This is a genomic window from Actinopolyspora sp. BKK2 (genome assembly GCF_011291845.1).
Lineage (GTDB): Bacteria > Actinomycetota > Actinomycetes > Mycobacteriales > Pseudonocardiaceae > Actinopolyspora > Actinopolyspora saharensis.
In genome coordinates, this window is sequence record NZ_JAANTE010000005.1 from 210708 (window position 1) to 229583 (window position 18876).

The following is an 18876-nucleotide window of genomic DNA, read 5'->3' on the forward strand; positions in this document are numbered from 1 at the left end:
AAAGTGGTGACCGCGCGCTCGATGGAACGCACCCAGGTTTTCTGGATAACCCCGGAAGACGACACCAGACAGCACGCGACGTTGTGCGAACCTCCCGCCGAGGGCGGGAAGGTGGAGGTCCTCGGCGGGCACGCCCCTGTGCTCGCTCCGGAAGCGCGGGACCGGCGGGGATGCCAGATGTGGCACACCCGGCCGTTCTGCGAGGAGTGCTTCACGGCTTACCTGAAACTGCCGATCGCTCGACCGGAATGGAAGTCGTGATCGGCATGGGCGAGCGCCACTACTGGCTTCCGGTGAGCAGTCGGGGCGAGCCCCGGATGATTCGCCACGCGTTCCGCGGGAGCCGCTGGGAGGGGCGTCCGGCGGGGACCTCGGTGTGCGGCGTGCCGTGTGCGATGGCCGAGCCCGACGAGCTGGACTGGTTCCAGGCCCCTACCTGCCGGGCCTGCACCGAAGTCCTGATAGCGGAGCAGGACGTGGCCCGGCACGGCGAGGGCGGCGAGTGACCAGGCGTTTGTCGCCCGCCCCTCGGCGAGCTCCGCGCTGCCTCGCGCGCTGCTTCCGAGGTGCCGGCTCGGGTGACCGGCACCTCGGCCGCTCAAGCGGGATTCCCGCTGTGAGCTCCCATCCGCGGCGTCGTCCCGGCGGTCGCCCGTGAACGGGTGATCCGCTCATCGGCCGAGCGAGTTGCCCCGTCACGTGGGCGGATCCACGACGACTGCTTCAACTCACGTCGCTCGCGTCCGCCGCCCAGGTGTTGCACTCGCTGGTGTTGTTGCGCTTGTAGCCGGTCTCCATCCAGCTGCCGTAGTGCTGCGGACTGCCGTGGTCACGTGGTTGGTTCCCCCGGTCGCCGCGGTTGTACCCGTCCTGGATGCCGTTCCACGCAGCTTGCGTGCCCAGCGAGTTCGTCCGCTCGGCGCTGGCGAGGTACTGCCCGGCGAAGCACTGGGCCTGCAGCTCGCTGCGCCTGCTCAACGCCAGGGCCTCCGGTGTCTCGTAACCTCCGGTCTCGTAGGCCTCGTTCTGCCAGGCGACCATGATGCCGGAGAGGTTCTGGACGTGATGGCCGTACTCGTGGGCGAAGACCCCGAGGTAGACACCGGGCTGGTTTCCGTAGACATCGGTCTGCAGTCCGGCGAACGGCATGTAGATCGTCCGGTTGCTGCCGCAGTAGAAGGCCGAGACGTTCTCCGACTTCGAGACCGAACCGCACGGACTGGACCAGTTGCCTCCGCTGGGGAAGACGAGTTCGGGAGGTTCGAACGGCAGACCGGCCTGGCTCAGCACGCTGCTCCACGCCTCGTTCAGGCACGGGAGCGCCGCGCGGAAGAAGCGTTGCGAGGCCTGCGGGTTGGTGCGCCACTCGGGAAGGTCGCACTGCACGTCCGGGACGGGGACGGCCGTCGTGGCCAGCGGGTTGTCCGCGGTCTTGCGCACCGGTCGCGGTCCCGTCGCCGAGGTGGTCGGCGAGGTCGCCGTGCCCGACGGGCCACTTCCGGATTCGGTCGTGGTGCCCCCGTACTCGGTGTCGTTCTCCCCGGTGGCCGTGTCACCGAGATCGCCGGTCTCGCGGTACTCGTAGGTGCTGTAGTCGTACCCGCTTCCGGCGGAGGTGCTCGTCTCCGAGGCGAATGTGGACAGTGCTATCCCCATCGGCATCACGATCAGCAGCAGAAAGCCGCACACCAGCGGAATGATGATCGCCGCCGGATTGGTCCGCTTGCGGGGCGGCGCGGGGCCCCGGTAGCCCGGAGGCACGGGTCCGGGGAAGCGCTGCGGTGCCGTCGGGGGGACGGCTCCGGGAGGTACGGATCCCGGCGGGGGTGTCACCTGCTGCGGAGGCGGTGCGGGCCGCGGTGGCGGTTGGGCGTGCGGAGGAGGACCGTACCCGGGAGGCGGGACGTTCGGATGCGCCCGCGGCCCACCTTGCTGCGGTCCGCCCTGCTGCGGCCAGCCCTGCTGCGGTCCGGGTGGACGTGCCGGTGGCGGGGTGGGCGCTTGGGGGCCGGGCCCCTGGGCGGGGTGCTGTGGAAGCGGTCTGGCCATCGGCGGTGCCGTCGGCCTGCGGTGCTGGTCCGGACCCGGTTGGTTCGGGGGACCTCCCGACGGCCACGGTGGACCCGGTGGTTGCCGCGGAGGTGTCACCGCTGCACCTCCCATCCGAACGGGACTGTCCTGAGGGCACCGCTGCTCGAGCTCTCCGCCGACGCAGCGAGGCACCGGTTCACGCGCCGGGCACCCGTCCGGCTGCGCGAAGTTCCGTCACGGGCCCGAAAAGGACCCGGGAGTAACCGGTCGCGAGTGGATCGCGACGTCTTCATAGTGCTTCCCCCTGCTCGCTGAAGCGAATTCGGCGAAAACACTACCCACTGTTCGCTATCGTTCGTGGCGTGTTGAGAAAACGGTTCCTGTTCTCCTGTGCCGTGGTGGCACTGGCGGCCCTGATCGCCTGCTTACCCCAGGTGCGCCAATCGGCCGTCGCCCAGACCGGGGAAGACGGAGTGACCAGTGACGTCTCCCTGAAGCTCGAACGTGACGGAAAGCTGTCCGTCACGGAACGCGTGGTGGTGCCCTCGGGCCCCGAGGTGCATCGCACCGTTCCGCTGCGCCAGGCCGCGGGGGAGGACGTGGACCGGGTGTTCGAGATCCGCGGTGCCGAGGTGAGCGGACCGGGAAGCGCCCGCGTCACCGACGAGGAGCTCGAACTGACGCTGCCGCCGGGTGAATCCACAGTGGAGTACCAGGTGGTCGGTGCCGTGGCGGACACGCGGGACGACACCCAGCGGGTCGACTGGCGCGCTTCCGGCGGCTGGGACGTGGCCGTCCAACGGACCCGGATCTCCTTCATATCCCCGAACCCGGCCCGATCCATCGACTGCCGAGCGGGGCCCGTCGGCAGCGACGACGAGTGCGCCGATTTCCGGATCGGCACGACGCGCGGCCCCAGGGCCGAGCACACCGAGCTGGGCGAGGGGGAGCGGATCGACTTCTCGGTGGAAGTACCGGAAGGAACGGTCCCGGCGAACGCCGAGTTCGACGAGACGTTCGGCCTGGACGACGCCTTCGGGCTGAGCCCTGCGGTCGCGGCGGCGCTGGCCGGGCTGGGACTGCTGGTGATCGGCGGGTTCGGTCTGCTCTGGTACACGCGAGGACGCGACGCGCGCGTGAGCACCGGTGATGTCGGGCCGGTCGACGTGCTGATGACCGATGAGCAGGGCAATGTGCGTTTCGCATCCCCGGACGGTGTGCTGCCCGGACAGGTCGGCACCGTCATCGACGAGCACGTCGACGTGGTGGACGTGACCGCGACGGTCATCGATCTGGCCGTGCGCAACTACCTGTGGATCGAGGAGATCTCCGAGGAGGGGCAGGGGCGCGACTGGCGGATCGTGCGGCTGAATCCCCCGGACGACTCGTTGCGCGCCTACGAGCGAGCGGTGCACGAGATGCTGTTCGGGGCCGAGGGTGCCGAGCGGGACCAGGTGCTGATCTCCCAGCTGCGCGAGGGGAGCGCCCCCGAACTGGGCAAGGTTCGTGACCGGATGTACTCCGACGTGGTCGCGCAGCGCTGGTTCTCGCGCAGGCCCGATTCGGAGCGCAACCTCTTCTGGTGGATCGGTCTCGGAATCGGGGGCTGCGGTGTCGTGCTCACCGCGGTGCTGGCGCTGACGACCTCCTTCGCGCTGCTCGGCATCGGTGTGCTGGTCGGCGGGGTCGCCCTGACCTTCGGGGCCAGGGTCATGCCCGCACGGACGAAGCGCGGGAGCTCCCTGGTCGCCCAGGTCCGGGGGCTGCGGGAATACCTGCGGAGCGCGACGGCGGAGTCGATTCCGCTGGCCGACCGCGAGATGGTCTTCTCCCGCTCGCTGCCGTACGCGGTGGTGCTCGGCGAGACCGAGCGCTGGTTGGGCGAGTTCGCCGAGCTGGATCCCGCAGCCGACGGAACGCCCGGGTTGTACTGGTACGGCGAGCTCGCGGAACGGGCCGGACACGTGGTGCCCGACATGCGCCGCTTCCGGGAGCACTTCCCGGTGTTGGTCTCGGTGCTGAACGACGCGCTCGCTCGGCCGGGGCAGGTGCGTTCACTGCGCTGACGGGGCGGCGACTCGGTTGGCTCGGGTGGTCCGCGGGGGAGCCTCGGCCGGGGTTTCGCCGCGGGATCCGGCACGTCGAGTAGCCACAGTAGTGGAGCGGCGACCTCCGAGCGAGCCCCGCGTGCGCGGAGGTCGCCCAGTTTCTCAGTACTCGCTGTGATGATCCGTCCCCGGAACGAGTGATATCTGGTCTGGCAGTATCGCCCTGTGGGGCGAGGGCGTGGTTCGGCATCGGTGCTGTTGACCCTGGTGGTGCTCGGGGTGCTCGGCGCGGCCGCCATCGCGTTCGCCCGCTGGCCCCTCCTGGATTCCGGGGGCGGTGCGCGGGAGTGGCGGACCACGACGGCGACCGTGGTCCGCTCGGCGTCCTGCGGTGCCCCCGACGCGCGGGACCTGGTGCGGGTCCGTGTCGGAGAGCGGCGACTGCGTGTCCCGTTCGACGGCTGCGGCCATCCCGAGGGAAGCCGGCTGGAGGTGCGCGTGCCCGCGCGCCCGAGCGGGGACGTCCACGCCCGACCGCCCGAGCGGGGCGGCGGTACGGGCGGTACGGGGCTCCTCGTCTTCGACAGCAGGGCGAGCACGGTGCTGTGCGTGCTCGCCGCGGTATCCGGCGCCGGATACGTGCTGATGCTCGCAGGTGGAAGTCGCGGGCCCTCCGCCTAGCGGTGTGCTCCGGTTCACCTCCGCGCCCCGGATCCGGGCTTTTCGCTCCCACCGGCCGAGAGGCCCTCCAGCTCGAGAGGGTGCTCGCGGCGACGAATCGTTCGAGATCCGACACGCCGAGTGGTCACCAGGGTGCTCACCGCGAGGGCACCGGACGCACGTAGGCTGAAGGACATGGTCGAACCGCAACCACATCGCGTTACCCTGCCCAACGGGCTGCGCGTGGTGCTGGCTCCGAACGCCGAACCGGGATCAACCGAACCCGGCGGGCCTCCGGTGGTCGGCATCAGCGTGCACTACGACGTGGGATTCCGCTCCGAACCGCAGGGGAGGACGGGATTCGCGCACCTGTTCGAGCACTTGATGTTCCAGGGCAGCGAGAGCTTGGAGAAACTCGCCCACTTCCGCCACGTACAGGGCTCCGGCGGAATCTTCAACGGTTCGACGCATCAGGACTACACGGACTACTTCCAGGTGCTGCCCTCCAACGCTCTGGAGCGCGGGCTGTTCCTGGAGGCGGACAGGATGCGTGCACCGCGGCTGACCGAGGAGAACCTGCGCAACCAGGTGGACGTGGTCAAGGAGGAGATCCGGCTCAACGTGCTGAACCGGCCGTACGGCGGGTTCCCCTGGATCCTCCTGCCGCCGGTGCTGTACTCGACCTTCGCCAACGCGCACAACGGCTACGGCGACTTCACCGATCTCGAACGCGCGACCGTGGACGACTGCGCCGCGTTCTTCGACACCTTCTACGCGCCGGGCAACGCCGTGCTGACCATAACGGGAGACATCGACGTCGACCACGCCACCGGACTGGTGGAGAAGCACTTCGGGGACGTCCCGGCGCGCTCGGTTCCGGAACGTCCCTCCTTCGCCGAGCCCTTCCTCGAGGGCGAGCAGCGCGATCGGCAGCAGGACCCCCACGCCCCGCTGCCCGCGGTGGCGCTGGGCTACCGGCTGCCCGACCCGGTGGCCGAGCTCGACAGCTACCTGGCGAACGTGGTGCTGGGAGAGGTGCTCAGCGACGGGGACGCGTCCCGGCTGCAGCAGCGCCTGGTCTACCAGGACTCCCTGGTCGTCGACGTCCAGGCCGGTGCGGGCCTGATGGGGGCCCCGCTCGACGCGCGCGATCCGGACACGTTCACGGTCACCGCGGTCCACAGCCCGGAGGTCTCCACCGACAGGGTGATGGAGGCCATCGACTCCGAGCTGGACCGGCTGGCGACCGAAGGCCCCACCGCCGAGGAGCTGTCCAGGGTCACCGCCAGGTGGTCGGCCGGGCTGTACCGGGACCACGACCGGCTGATCTCGCGAACTCTGGACCTGGGCAGCACCGAGCTGCTGCACGGCAGGGCCGAGCTGGTCGGTGAACTTCCCGACAGGGTCGGCGCGATCACCACCGAGGACGTGGCCGCGGCGGCCAAGGCCCTGCGCCCGGAGACCCGGGCCGTCCTCGAAATCGAACCGACAGGCGACTCCGACGGAGGTGCGGCATGACCAGCGCTACCCACCGCAGTGCCGAGCGGATCGGCCGCACCGAGCAGGGACCCCGGCCGCTGCCCGACCTGGCCGAACCGCGTCAGGGATGGCAGCCGGAAACGGTGGACACCGTGCTGGACAACGGACTGCGCGTCATAGTGGCCAGGCACGGTTCGGTGCCCATGGTCGAACTGCGGCTCCGCATCCCCTTCGCGGGCGACGACCCGAAGCACCCGGCCCGCGCCGAGGTGCTCGCCGAGACCCTGCTGACCGGAACCGACCGGCGGGACCGGATCCGGATGGACACCGACCTGGCCGCGGTCGGGGGGACGCTGCAGGCCTCCGTGGACCCGGAGCGCCTCAGCATCACCGGCGATGCGCTGGCCAGCGGGATGGACACCCTGCTCGACGTGCTCAACGACGCGCTCACCGGCGCTTCCTATCCCGAGCACGAGGTCAGCGGGGAACGCGACCGCCTCGTGGAGCGGATCGCGGTGGCGCGTTCCCAACCCCGGGTGCTCGCCCGCGAGGAGCTGCAGAAGCACCGCTACGGCGATCACCCGTTCGCCAGGGAGGTGCCGCAGTCCGAGGACGTCGCGCAGGTGACGGCGGAGGAGGTCCGCGAACTGCACCGCTCCGCCGTGCTCCCCCGGGGATCGACCCTGGTGCTCGTCGGCGACATCGATCCGCAGCAGACGGTGGAGACCGTGAGCCGGGTGCTGTCCGGCTGGAACTCGGAGGGCAGCGCCCGCGAGATCCCCGCACTGCCCCCGGTCGAGGGCGGAAACGTCCGGCTGGTTCACCGGGAAGGGGCGGTGCAGTCGCAGCTGCGCTTCTCGGCGCAGGCCGTTCCGCGCACCGACGAGCGCTACCCCGCGCTCCAGATCGCCAATCTGATCTTCGGCGGCTACTTCTCCTCCCGGTTGGTCGAGAACATCCGCGAGGACAAGGGCTACACCTACGGGGCCCATTCGGCCTTCGAGTTCACCCCGGACAACGGGACGATCCTGGTCGACGCCGACACGGCCAGCGAGGTGACGGCCGCGGCGCTGATGGAGATCCGCTACGAGTTCGGCAGGCTCGCCCTGGACCCGCCCAAGGAACCCGAGGTCGAGTCGGCGCGCCAGTACGCCATCGGTGGTTTGCTCACCTCCACGTCCTCCCAGTCCGGGCTGGCCTCCATGCTGATCGGCCTGGCCGCCGTGGGACTGGGGCAGGAATGGCTCGCCGGGCATCCGGACCGGCTGCGCTCGGTCACGGTGGATCAGGTGGCCGAGGCGGCCCGGTGGTACATGCCCACCGCGTTCACCGGCGTGATCGTCGGTGACGCGAACCAGTTGAGCGACCAGCTACGCGGACTCGGTGGTGTGACCCTGCCGTGACAGCTCGTTCGGATTCGGAGGAGATCGGCTTCGGGAGAAGCACGAGCGGGGGAGGATTCCAGCTGGACAGTTCTCCCCTGCTGGCCGGTTCTCCGGTGGAGCTCTCGGACGTCCACCGGGACGACCCGGATACGGCGGCCGAGCTGTGGCGCGACGGCGAGGTGCTGCTGGTGGACGAGTACGGCCGCACCCCCGTCGACGCGGAGGGAAGTCTGGCCTGGGCCGATCCCGGGGACTGCGGGAACGGGACGAACGCCGTGCTGCTCGGGCTGTACCAGGGGAGGGCCCGTTGGGGGATGCGTGCTTCCGCACGTGGCTCCGAACTCCTCTGGAGCGATCTGCGCGTGCTCGGGGACTGGCTCGGCGAGGCGGAGTCCGGGCTGTTCGCCACCGCCGTCGGTTTGCTCGCCTGGCACGACCGCGCGCGCTACTGCGCGTTGTGCGGTGCGGGTACGAATCGGATCCGCAGCGGTTGGGCCCGTCGCTGCGGCGGGTGCTGGCACGAGGAGTACCCCCGCACCGACCCGTCCATGATCTGCCTCGTGCACGACGGGGGCGATCAGGTGCTGCTGGCCCGCAAGGCGGGCTGGCCGGAAGAGCGCTTCTCGGTGCTGGCCGGTTTCGTGGAGATGGGCGAGTCCCTCGAGGGATGCGTGCGCCGTGAGGTGCGCGAGGAAGTCGGGATGGAGGTCTCCGACATCCGCTACCTGGGCAGCCAGCCGTGGCCGTTCCCGCGTTCGCTGATGGTGGGCTTCGCGGCAGTGGCCGATCCGGAGGAACCACTGCACCCCGTGGACGGCGAGATCGCCGAAGCGCACTGGGTGAGCCGGGAGCACGTTCGCCAGGCCCTGGAGACGGACGGCCCAGTGCGCGGCGTACGGATGCCGCCCGGGATTTCCATCGCGTACCGGATGTTGCGTGGTTGGGCCTTGAGCTGATCCAGGTTCGGCTTCGTTTCCAGGGCCGGTGGTTCCTTGCGTGCGTGGTTGCGTGGCGGAACCTCAGTCGGGATCTCGCTGCTCCGATCCTCGACATCGGGTGGACACCTGCACAACGTCGAGGCTGTCCTCGCGGGACCCGTGACTGAGAACCCGCGGTCGGTCGGGTGGCTCAGGCTCACAAGCGCCTGCGTTGAGCGGTGCCCTTTGGTCGGAAGCGCTGGTTCCGTCCGTGCGGCGGTGTGAGTTGCCGGGGTGGTGACAAGCTGCTTCGCCGCTTGCCGGACGAAGCATCGTGGTCACGCGGTGGGGTGTGACCGCCGTCAATTGTCCGCCTCTGCGAGGATGCGCACCATGACCGATCGACCGCGACTGCTGGAAGGACTCGATCCGCAACAGCGTGCGGCCGTGACGGCCCCGCGCGGTCCGGTCTGCGTGCTCGCGGGAGCGGGCACCGGCAAGACGCGCACGATCACGCACCGCATCGCTCATCTGGTGCAGCGCGGTCTCGTCGTTCCCCAGCAGGTGCTGGCCGTGACCTTCACGGCCCGCGCCGCCGGGGAGATGCGCACCAGGCTGCGCGGACTCGGCGCTTCCGGTGTGCAGGCGCAGACCTTCCACGCGGCAGCCTTCCGCCAGCTGCGCTACTTCTGGCCGCGCGCGCTGGAAGGCGAGATCTGGCCGCTGGTCGAGCACAAGTTCCGCCTCGTGATGCAGGCCGCGGGGCGAGTCGGCCTGTCCACGGACTCGGAGTCGGTCCGCGATCTGGCCTCCGAGATCGAGTGGGCCAAGTCGGCGCTGCTCACCCCGGAGCAGTACCCGAAGGAAACCGCCCGGATCGGGCGCAGCGCCCCGGTGGCCCCCGAGCGGTTCGTGCAGGTCTTCGAGGCCTACGAGCGGGCGAAGAACTCCGCGAAGATGCTCGACTTCGACGACCTGCTGCTGCACACAGCCGCGGTGCTGGAGGAGCACTCCGAGGTGGCCGATGAGTTCCGCGCCCGGTACCGGACCTTCGTCGTCGACGAGTACCAGGACGTCACCCCGCTGCAGCAGCGAATTCTGGACGCGTGGCTGGGTGGGCGGGACGATCTCACCGTCGTGGGCGACGCCAATCAGACCATCTACTCGTTCGCCGGGGCCTCCCCGCAGTGGTTGATCGACTTTCCGAACCGCTACCCCAAGGCGGAGGTGGTCCGGCTGGAACGTGACTACCGGTCCACTCCGCAGGTGGTCGAACTGGCCAACCGGGTCATCGCCATGGGCAACTCCGGCAGGTCGCACACCGGACTGACCCTGGTCGGGCAGCGTGCGGACGGCCCGGAACCGGGCTTCGCCGAGCACGAGAGCGAAGCGGCCGAGGCGCAGGCGGTGGCCCGGACGGTCGCCGAGCTCGCGGGCAGCGGTGTCCCGCTGTCCGAAATGGCGGTGCTGTACCGGGTCAACGCCCAGTCCGAGGTGTACGAGCAGGCGCTGTCCGACGCGGAGATCCCTTATCAGGTGCGCGGCGGGGAACGCTTCTTCGCGCGCACCGAGGTGCGGCAGGCCATGGCTGCGCTGCGTACCGCCGCGGGCAGGGGCTCCGCGGAGGGGGGCGAGCTGTCCGAGGCGGTGCGCGAGGTGCTGTCCGAGGTCGGCCTCACCACTAAGCCGCCCGAGGGCGGAGCGGCGCGCGAGCGGTGGCAGTCGCTGAACGCGCTGGCCGAGCTGGCCGACGAGCTGTCCCGCGACGTGGAGGGCGCGGACCTGGCCCGCTACGTGAGCGAGCTGGACGCCCGCGCCTCCGCACAGCACCCCCCGACCATGGAGGGGGTGACGTTGGCCTCGCTGCACGCCGCCAAGGGGCTCGAGTGGGACGTTGTCTTCCTGGTCGGGCTGACCGAGGGGACGCTGCCGATCCAGCACGCCGACGGCGACGACGCTTCGGTGGAGGAGGAGCGCAGGCTGTTCTACGTCGGGGTGACCCGCGCCAGGAAGCACCTGCGGATCTCCTGGGCGTTGTCCAGGGGCCAGGGCGGCGGACGCAAACGTCGGCACAGTCGGTTCCTCAACGGGTTGGTCTCCACCGGCGGCGGGTCGAAAAGCTCCGGGAAGACCCGGCGGACGAACTCCGAGCGGGGGAGGCGCAAGGACGTCGCGCGCTGCCGGAGCTGCTCCGCGCGGCTGGAATCGGCGGTCGAGGTCAAGATCGGTCGTTGCGCGAAGTGCCCCTCGGACGCCGACGACGAACTGCTGGCCAGGCTGCGCAGTTGGCGCACCGAGCGGGCCCAGGAGCTGAAGGTCCCAGCCTACGTGGTGTTCTCGGACGCTACGCTGATCGCGATCGCCGAGCAGCGGCCCGTCGACACCGAGTCCCTCGGCCAGGTTTCCGGAGTCGGGCCCACCAAGCTGGAGCGGTTCGGTGCGGACGTGCTGTCCCTGGTGAACGGACCGGCGGATCTCTGAAACGCCCGTTCGGGTGAGATCCGGGCGAGTGACGTTTTCGGGACAGCGGGGTGAAATCCCGGCGAAAGACCGCCGCTCCGGCAGGAGCACGTTCCGGTGAGAATCCCGCTCCACGCGTTTCCGCAGGGGACAGCGATGTGAAAAATCGCTTGCGCCGCGTGCGCCCCGCGGAATAATCTGCCTTCGACAGTCCGGACGTACCCGCCTCATCCGGCGGTGGGCACAGGAAAGGTGGTGGCTCGAAATGCGCGAGCTCGGCATTCACGCGTCGACGGGTCACCACGGCCTCGCGGACACTGCTGCGTGGCGGATGCTCGGGGACGTGCACGACCAGAAAGGCTCTGTCGTGGGTCCGTGCTTCCGTCGTGTCGCACAGTCGGGGATTCCCCGTGGAGGGCGGTCCGTGCCGGAACGAAGTTTTTGAGGCTGCTTGTCGAGTAGTCGGTGCTTTTTCGGCCGCGGACCCCGAGGGTCCGCGGCCTTTTTGATGTGTCCCCAAGTGGCGAACCTAATCGCACTTCACGGGCATTCCGCGGCGCTCGACGAACGAACTGATTCAACCGATCAGGAGGAAGACACATGTCGACCGGCAGTGCCCCGCCAACGACCGGGGACGAGACCGGCAACCACGGTGAGACCGTTTCCGATCTGCTCAACGCCGCACCTAGCACCACCGCGCACCTGCCTTGTCGCAGGGATCCGGACCTGTGGTTCGCGGAGAAACCGTCGGACCTGGAGAGAGCCAAGCGGCTGTGCGGTGACTGTCCGATCAGGTCCGAATGTCTGACGGGTGCGCTCTCCCGTGGTGAACCCTGGGGGGTCTGGGGCGGCGAGATCGTCGAGCAGGGAACGGTGATCCACCGCAAGAAACCGCGCGGCAGGCCGCGCAAACACCCGGTGGAAGACACCGAGCCGGGGCGGAACTCCACGAACGGACGGCGAGCGGCATGACATCCGCAGGGGCGCCCCGGACGGACGATGTGGAACGAAGCGAGGAGCTGAGGCGGAGAATGTATCCCGAGGAGCTGGCCCGATTACGATGTCGGCGATTGTTGGAGGAGGCCGAGGAGGCGAGACTGGCGCGTCGGCTGAGAGCGGTTCGATTCTGGCGACGCGTCGCCGCCTTCGCCGCGGAGAGAGCAGAGCGGCGACTGCCGCGGAATTGAATCCACCGCGGCAGGCCCGCCGGTTGGCGGCGGAGGCTTCGCGGCGGTGGGAATCCACGTCGGAGGAAAGCGCACCGGAAGCGTTCGGCTCGCCGAAAGGGGGCGTTCGCTTCCCCGGCTCCGCGTTCGCGTTCTGCGCCGATTCTCTCGCCGGATCGGCTCGAACGGGCCGTGATCACGGTAGGCTTCGAGCATGCACGGCCATTCGCACGACAACATCGACTGGGACTCGCGCCTGAGCGAACTGCGGGAGGAGGACGAGCTGACCGCGGCCGAGACCGGGCGGCTCGCGGCGGATCTGGTCTCCGACGGGCGGAACTGCGAATCGGTCGTCGACGTCGGTTCGGGGGCGGGCGGGGCCGCCGCCGCGTTCGCCGCGGCGCTGCCGAGCGGTCTGGTGACCCTCGTGGACTCCGCTCCGGAGCTGCTGGCCGAGGCGCGGCGTCGCGCGGAGGAGTCCGCGGGTGCGAACGTGCGGGTCCGCGGTGTTCCGGGGGATGTCGCCACAGCGGAACCGAGCGATTCGGTGGAACCCGCCGATCTGGTGTTCGCCTCGCTGATGGTGCACCATCTTCCGGACCAGCTCGACGGGCTGCGCAGGCTTTCCCGGCTGGTGCGGCCGGGCGGCAGGCTGGTGGTGGTGGAATCGGGCTTGTGGGCGCGGACCCTTCCCTGGGACCTCGGCGTCGGACAACCCGGTTTGGAGGACCGGCTGCTCGCCGCGCGGCAGACGTGGTTCCGCAGGATGCGGGAGGAGATGCCCGGTTCGGTGCGGTTGCCGGTCGGCTGGGCGACGGCGCTGCGCCAGGCCGGACTGGACGAGGTCACCTCGTGGAGCTACCTGGTGGATCGGCCCGCCCCGGCAACCGGCCCGGTGCTGAACGTCGTCTTGCGGCGGTTGCGCTGGTTGCGCGAGGCGGCGTGGACGGAGTGCTCGGCGGCCGACGTCGACGCGCTCGACCAGCTGCTCGACGAGAACGGGCCGAACTACGCGGGAGACCGCGACGACCTGTACTACCTGTCCGCCGACACCGTGTACGTGGGCACGAAACCCTGACGGTTCAGCCGACGGCCCAGCTCGGTGGCGTGGCCCGAGACCCGCTGCGGGCGCCAGCCCGGAGAACCTCCGGGACGCGGTGGGAGTGATCAGTCGAGGAATCCGGGCTGCCAGTTCGCGATGATCTCCCGGGCCGCCACCTCGGCGTCGAGCTGGCAGAGAATTCCGGTGGCGCCCAGCGTCACCCGGTGGATCAGCAGGTAGTCCGGGGGCAGGTTCAGCGAACGTCCGGTCCGGAACTCGGGACTGCGCAGATCGCCGACACGATCAGCCTGGTACTGCAGCCACGTGCGGGTGAAGTGGAAGGTCTCCGTGCGGACCGGGTCCACGAACGGGCCGAGGTAGGCCTGCACGTCCTCGGCTCTGAGGTCGGAGTCGGTCTGCACGAACCGGTCGGTGCGCAGCAGTTCCATCAGTTCCTCGGCGCGGTCCTCCAGCGCGAGTCGCAGCATGCGCCCCAGCGTGGTGGGCAGCCCCTGCGGGAGCCGTGCCACGGCACCGAAGTCGATCACGCTCAGCCTTCCGTCCGGGAGCAGCCGGAAGTTGCCCGGATGCGGGTCCGCGTGCAGCAGTCCGACCCGCGCAGGGGAGGAGAAGTGGAACTCGCTGAGCAGCCTGCCCGCCCGGTCGCGCTGCTCCCGCGAGCCGCTGTCGATGATCTCGGCGAAGGGCTGGCCGGAAACCCACTCGGTCACCATGACCTTGGGGGAACTGGCGACGACCCCGGGAACACGCACGAGCTCGTCGTCGGCGAAGGCCGCGGCGAACGCGCGCTGGTTGTCGGCCTCGGTGCGGTAGTCGAGCTCCTCCACCATCCGGTCCTGCAGCTCGTTGAGTAGCGGCTTGATCTCCGCTCCCGGCAGCAGTGACTGGAAGAGCCTGGAAAAGCGCATCAGCTGGCGCAGATCGGAACGTAGCGCCTCGTCGGCCCCGGGGTACTGGATCTTGACCGCGACCTCCCTGCCGTCGTGCCAGACGGCCCGGTGGACCTGTCCGATGCTCGCCGCCGCGGCGGGGGAGTCGTCGAACTCGGCGAAGCGCCGGGGCCAGTCGGAACCCAACTGCTCGTCCAAGGTCCTGCGCACGCTGGCTTCCGACATGGGCGGTGCCGTCGCCTGCAACTTGGACAGCGCCTGCCGGTACGGCTCGGCCAGCTCGTCGGGAACCGCCGCCTCGAACACGCTCAGCGCCTGCCCGAACTTCATGGCACCGCCCTTGAGCTGTCCGAGCACCTCGAACAACTGCTCGGCGGTTCTCGCGGAGAAGTCCGCGTTGACCGTGGCGGCGTCCTGCCCGGTCAGCCGCTTGCCCCATCCCGCGGCCACCCTCCCTGCTGCGCCGAGCGGCAGACTTGCCAGTTTGGCGGTGCGCTGCGCTGCTCGGCGGGGAACATCGGTCACGGGAACTCCCTTCCAGTCGGCAGGTGGCGAAGGCGACTCGACCTCCGAACACACGCCTACGGACTCACCGCCATGTTAGAGGTATTCGCATAGCCGTGTGCAAGATCGCCACGGACGAATTCGCTCTTTTCCGCGGTTGGGAGTGCCCGTCCCGACTCCGGGTGAGTTGACCAGCGCTGTCGTGTTGTCGCGTTTCGGGCCCGGCCCCGGAACGATCGTCGACCTCCGGGTCGCGGCCGGCGAGCGGAGAGACTTCCGCGCGGAGGGATCACCCCTGGGCGTTGTGCGCCTTTCCGAGAATGCGCGTCATTTTCGTTCCGCAAACCGGGCAGGTCCCCTTGGCCATCCTCCTGCCGTTGGTTTCCGAGATCTCGCCCGTGAAGTCCCGCTTTTCCCGGCACTTCACGCAGTAGCCGTTGTACGTGTCGGCCAAGGCTTCCTCCTCTGTCGCCGTCCCGAGGTCCGGATCTTCCGGTGCGCACCGCTGCGCCTGTCCGGACTACGCTGGGCAAAAGGTACCCGTGGGCGGGGCGGCGTGCATGTGTTCGGAGTGTCGCGAGTTCGTGTGAAAGTGTCGGCCGAGCCGTGAGCACGATGCGTGTTTGATCGGAATCGATCCGCAGGAATCCGCCTGTTGCGTCCGTCCAGGTGCGGAGTCGATCTGCGGGTAGGATCACAGCGGGCGTCCGGAGTTCGAGGAGGCTGGCTAGGCTCCCGGGGCGTGTCCGAACCGCAAGTGGAGGTGCGCCGCAGCAAGCGCAGGCGTCAAACGGTCAGCGCTTATCGCGACGGCGGCAAAGTGGTCGTGCTGCTACCGGCCAGGATGAGCCGCAGCGAGGAGAAGCGCTGGGTCGAGGAGATGCTCAGCAGGCTCCGCCGCAGCGAGACCCGGCGCAAGTCACCGGCGCGGGAGTCCGACGCCGCGCTCTCCGCGAGGTGCGCCGAACTCGCTGAGCAGTACCTGGAGGGCAGGGCGGTTCCCACGGGCATTCGGTGGGTGGCGCCGATGCGCACCAGGTGGGCCTCCTGCACACCGAGCGAGGGCACCATAAGGGTCAGTCGCAGACTGCGCGAGGTGCCGTCCTGGGTGCTCGACTACGTGCTGGTCCACGAGCTGACGCACCTGCTGGTTCCCGGGCACGGGGCGGACTTCTGGGCCTGGGTGCACAAGTACCCGAAGACCGAGCGGGCGATCGGCTATCTGGAGGGGCTGGCCGCTGCGGCACAGCTGGATCTCGACGGTGGGGACGAGGACGACGAGCAGGACGGCGGCCGGTGAGGGCCGGGCTCCCGGAATCCCGGGGCCCGGCCGATCCCGGGAGCGATTCGCTCGGTTGCGGTGTTGTACCGACTCACCGACGTCCTCCGGTCGAGTCGTCGCTCGGCCCGGGGCGCCCGCGGCGCCGAGGTGCCGGTCAGCGGTCGGTGTCGCCCTGCTGGGCGTTCCCGTCGTCCTCGCCGTCCCCGCGGTTCTGCTCGCCCGAGTCGTCCTCCGCGGTGCCGGAGTTCTCCTCCGCCGCCTGCTCCTGGGCCTCGGCCCGCCGGATGGCGGCGATGGGGTCGTCCAGGTCCTCGTGACCCCGTCCCCAGCGGTCGGCGAAGTCCAGCGGCTCGTCGAGGTCGGACCCGTCCGGCAGCAGATCGGGGTGGTCCCACACCTGGTCGCGACCGGTCACTCCGTAGCGCTCGGTCAGCAGCCGCCACAGCGAGGCCGCCGCGCGCAGCCTGCGCGGCCGCAACTGCAGTCCGACGAGCGTGGCGAAGGTCTGCTCGGCGGGGCCACCGCTGGCGCGCCTGCGCCGCACGGTCTCCCCGAGGGCGTCCGCGCCCGGCAGCCGTTCCCCGACCGCATCGGCCACGACCACGTCGACCCAGCCCTCGACGAGCGCCAGCAGGTTCTCCAGCCTGTCGAGGGCAGCCTGCTGCTCGTCGGTGGTCTTCGGCTCGAGCATCCCGGAGTTCATCAGTTCCTGCATCGAACTCGGATCGCTCGGGTCGATCCTGCTCGCGAGGTCCTCCAGCGAGGAGGTGTCGACCTGGATGCCGCGCGCGTACTCCTCCACCGTGGCGAGCAGCTGTTGACGGAGCCAGGGAACGTGGCTGAACAGGCGATGGTGGGCGGCCTCCCGCGCCGCGAGGAAGACGGTGATCTCGCTGGCGGGGCGGTCCAGTCCCTGGCCGAAGCGTTCGACGTTGGCGGGCAGCAGCACGGCGGTGCCGTCAGGGCCCAGCGGAAGTCCCACCTCGGTCGAGGTGAGCACCTCACCGGCGAGCTGTGCCAGGCCGTTGCCCAGCTGGGACCCGAAGGTCAGCCCGCCCATCTGGCCGAGCATGGAGACGATGGGGCCTGCTGCCTGCTTGGCCTCCTGCGGCAGGGCTTCCAGCCAGGACTCGGAGACCCGTTGCGCCACCGGGTCGCACAGCCGTTGCCAGGTGGGCAGGGTCTTGTCCACCCAGTCACCCGGGGACCAGGCCTGGACGGTGTGCGTCCCCGTCGGGAACGAGGTGGTGGGGTCGAGCCAGAGCTCGGCCAGCCGCACTCCGTCCTCGACGGCCTTGGTCTGCTCCTGCGTCGGTCGTTCGTTGCTCTGCAGCTGCTGGTGGGCCAGCTGCTTGGCCAAGTCGTAGTTGACCGGTCCCGCACTGCCGCTCGACGACTGGCTGAGGGCCTGCCCGAGCTGAGTCAGCATTTGGCCGAGTGCGCCGATGTCGAAATTCGGCGTGCCGCCGCCAGGACCGGGCATGCCCCCGGGGCCGAAGCCGGGGAAGGACCCCGTTCCTCCGGAGGATCCGGTGCCGCCCCCTGAGCCTCCTTCCGACGATTCGCCCCTGTCGCGATCGTCGGGCTCCTCGTTGTTGGGATCGTGGGGGCCGAACCCGAAGGGCACATCACTCATGGTTCCAGCGTACGCGGAACTCGCGGAAGACTGTAGGTGAGCGGGGCCCGGACGGAAGGCGTGTCGTCGCCGGGGCGGTGCGGCGCTTCGGCAGCGTTGCGGGGAATCCGAGCAGCGGGCGTTCGACGTCGCTCGCGAGGCTCCGGCCCGCCCGCGGAGTTGTTCGCTTCCGGCGAAACGGCGAAGCGGATGGTTGCGTGTGGTTGCGTGCTCGCGCGGGGCGGTCGGCGCGGGGTGATCGACCGGCTGCGAACGAGACATCTCGGGCGCGGTTCCGGTCACCCGTCGAACCGGGAGGCTCGGCACGTAGGGTGTCGGACTGTGAGTCGCCGAACCTGGACCCTGCTGACGAGTGTCGCTCTTGTCGTGGTCTTCGGGATGCTCGGAGCCTTCCTTCCCGTGCCCTACGTGGCCCTCGGCCCGGGACCGACGCACGACACCCTCGGAAGCTACGAGGGAAGGCAAGTGGTGCGCATCGACGGCACCGAGACCTTCCGCACGGCCGGCCACCTCAACATGACCACCGTTTCGGTGATCGACCAGCTGTCCGTGTTCAACGCGCTCGCGCTCTGGGCGAGCGGCGACCACGCACTGGCCCCGCGCGAGCTGTACTTTCCCCCGGACAAGTCCGAGGAAGAGGTTCAGCGCACCAACACCAAGGCCTTCCGGAGCTCCCAGACGGCTGCCGAGACCGCGGCGCTGAAGCACCTGGGATATCCGACCAAGCTCGTGGTCGACCAGGTGGTGGAGGGATCCCCAGCGGAAGGCGTCGTCGCCCCGGACGACGAGCTCATCTCGGCCGACGGCACTTCGCTGAGCAATCCGCAGTCGCTGATCGACGCGCTCTCCGACACGAAGCCCGGCCAGCGCGTGACCATACGTTTCAAGCACGCCGATCAGCCGCCGCGGACAGCGACCGTCGAGCTCGGCGAGCGGCCCGACGACCAGCAGCAGGGCTTCCTCGGGGTGCAGCCGTCCCTGCGCCCCAACGCGAACTTCGACATCGACATCCGACTCCCCAACGTGGGAGGGCCTTCCGCGGGGCTGATGTTCTCGCTGGCCATCGTGGACAAGCTGACCCCGGGCAAGCTGACGGCGGGCAAGTTCGTCGCCGGGACGGGCGAGATCGACCCCGCGGGCAAGGTCGGCAGCATCGGCGGCATCGGCTTCAAGATGGTCAAGGCCAGGGAAGCCGGAGCCAAGTTCTTCCTCACCCCGGAGGGCAACTGCGCGGCAGCCAAGTCCCAGGCGCCCGACGGGCTGCGACTGATCAAGGTGAGCACGCTCGACGACGCGGTCGAGGCCCTGAACGCGCTCGACAGCGGGCAGACCCCGCCGAGCTGCTGACTCGTCGC

The 18876-nt window shown here is 69.7% G+C and carries 16 protein-coding genes; 12 read left to right on the forward strand and 4 right to left on the reverse strand.

Annotation, left to right across the window (positions count from 1 at the left end; genetic code table 11):
• Positions 1–21: 21 nt before the first annotated feature.
• Entirely contained in the window at positions 22–261 is a 240-nt protein-coding gene (locus G9Q41_RS13090) for a hypothetical protein (RefSeq protein ID WP_207631279.1), read from the forward strand.
• Positions 249–506, forward strand: a complete 258-nt coding sequence (locus G9Q41_RS13095; protein WP_207631280.1) for a hypothetical protein — start codon at positions 249–251, stop codon at positions 504–506. The genes G9Q41_RS13090 and G9Q41_RS13095 overlap by 13 nt, the downstream gene beginning before the upstream one ends.
• A gap of 217 nt (positions 507–723) precedes the next feature.
• Here the strand turns inward: G9Q41_RS13095 and G9Q41_RS13100 are convergent, their stop codons facing one another.
• On the reverse strand, positions 724–1761 hold the full coding sequence (locus G9Q41_RS13100; protein WP_165633396.1) for a neutral zinc metallopeptidase: 1038 nt from the start codon (positions 1759–1761) through the stop codon (positions 724–726).
• Positions 1762–2393: 632 nt separating this feature from the next.
• On the opposite strand from G9Q41_RS13100, the gene G9Q41_RS13105 reads away from it, so the two are divergent.
• From G9Q41_RS13105 to G9Q41_RS13140, 8 genes are all read left to right on the forward strand, one after another.
• Complete coding sequence (locus G9Q41_RS13105; RefSeq protein WP_347567590.1) at positions 2394–4097, forward strand: DUF2207 domain-containing protein; 1704 nt, start codon at positions 2394–2396, stop codon at positions 4095–4097.
• Between the two features lie 207 nt (positions 4098–4304).
• On the forward strand, positions 4305–4760 hold the full coding sequence (locus G9Q41_RS13110) for a hypothetical protein (RefSeq protein ID WP_165633397.1): 456 nt from the start codon (positions 4305–4307) through the stop codon (positions 4758–4760).
• Positions 4761–4934: 174 nt separating this feature from the next.
• Positions 4935–6257, forward strand: coding sequence for a pitrilysin family protein (locus G9Q41_RS13115; protein ID WP_092528082.1), 1323 nt, complete (start codon positions 4935–4937; stop codon positions 6255–6257).
• Complete coding sequence (locus G9Q41_RS13120; protein WP_092526949.1) at positions 6254–7621, forward strand: pitrilysin family protein; 1368 nt, start codon at positions 6254–6256, stop codon at positions 7619–7621. The genes G9Q41_RS13115 and G9Q41_RS13120 overlap by 4 nt, the downstream gene beginning before the upstream one ends.
• The gene (gene nudC, locus G9Q41_RS13125) at positions 7618–8559 is read left to right on the forward strand and encodes an NAD(+) diphosphatase (protein WP_092526952.1); all 942 of its coding nucleotides are present in this window, start codon (positions 7618–7620) and stop codon (positions 8557–8559) included. The genes G9Q41_RS13120 and nudC overlap by 4 nt, the downstream gene beginning before the upstream one ends.
• A 354-nt stretch (positions 8560–8913) precedes the next feature.
• Positions 8914–11001 (forward strand): ATP-dependent DNA helicase UvrD2, encoded by a 2088-nt coding sequence (locus G9Q41_RS13130; RefSeq protein ID WP_165633398.1) that lies wholly within the window; start codon positions 8914–8916, stop codon positions 10999–11001.
• A 579-nt stretch (positions 11002–11580) separates the two neighbouring features.
• Complete coding sequence (locus tag G9Q41_RS13135) at positions 11581–11952, forward strand: WhiB family transcriptional regulator (RefSeq protein ID WP_165633399.1); 372 nt, start codon at positions 11581–11583, stop codon at positions 11950–11952.
• 408 nt (positions 11953–12360) lie between these two features.
• Complete coding sequence (locus tag G9Q41_RS13140; RefSeq protein ID WP_165633400.1) at positions 12361–13224, forward strand: methyltransferase; 864 nt, start codon at positions 12361–12363, stop codon at positions 13222–13224.
• A gap of 89 nt (positions 13225–13313) precedes the next feature.
• On the opposite strand, the gene G9Q41_RS13145 is transcribed toward G9Q41_RS13140, so the two are convergent.
• On the reverse strand, positions 13314–14624 hold the full coding sequence (locus G9Q41_RS13145) for an AarF/ABC1/UbiB kinase family protein (RefSeq protein WP_092526961.1): 1311 nt from the start codon (positions 14622–14624) through the stop codon (positions 13314–13316).
• A gap of 268 nt (positions 14625–14892) precedes the next feature.
• Positions 14893–15057: a DUF5679 domain-containing protein gene (locus G9Q41_RS13150; protein WP_165633401.1), complete on the reverse strand. Its 165-nt coding sequence runs from the start codon at positions 15055–15057 to the stop codon at positions 14893–14895.
• Positions 15058–15345: 288 nt separating this feature from the next.
• Between G9Q41_RS13150 and G9Q41_RS21970 the strand changes: the two genes are divergently transcribed.
• Positions 15346–15903 carry a M48 family metallopeptidase gene (locus G9Q41_RS21970; protein WP_092526964.1) on the forward strand — a complete coding sequence of 186 codons (558 nt, stop codon included), beginning with the start codon at positions 15346–15348 and terminating at the stop codon, positions 15901–15903.
• Positions 15904–16039: 136 nt separating this feature from the next.
• Here G9Q41_RS21970 and G9Q41_RS13160 read toward each other — a convergent pair whose 3' ends face one another.
• A complete protein-coding gene (locus G9Q41_RS13160; RefSeq protein WP_165633402.1) occupies positions 16040–17521 on the reverse strand; it encodes a zinc-dependent metalloprotease in 1482 nt (493 codons plus the stop codon).
• A gap of 321 nt (positions 17522–17842) precedes the next feature.
• Here G9Q41_RS13160 and G9Q41_RS13165 point away from each other — a divergent pair, with 321 nt between their 5' ends.
• Positions 17843–18868, forward strand: a complete 1026-nt coding sequence (locus tag G9Q41_RS13165) for a PDZ domain-containing protein (protein WP_165633403.1) — start codon at positions 17843–17845, stop codon at positions 18866–18868.
• The last annotated feature ends 8 nt before the right edge of the window (positions 18869–18876 follow it).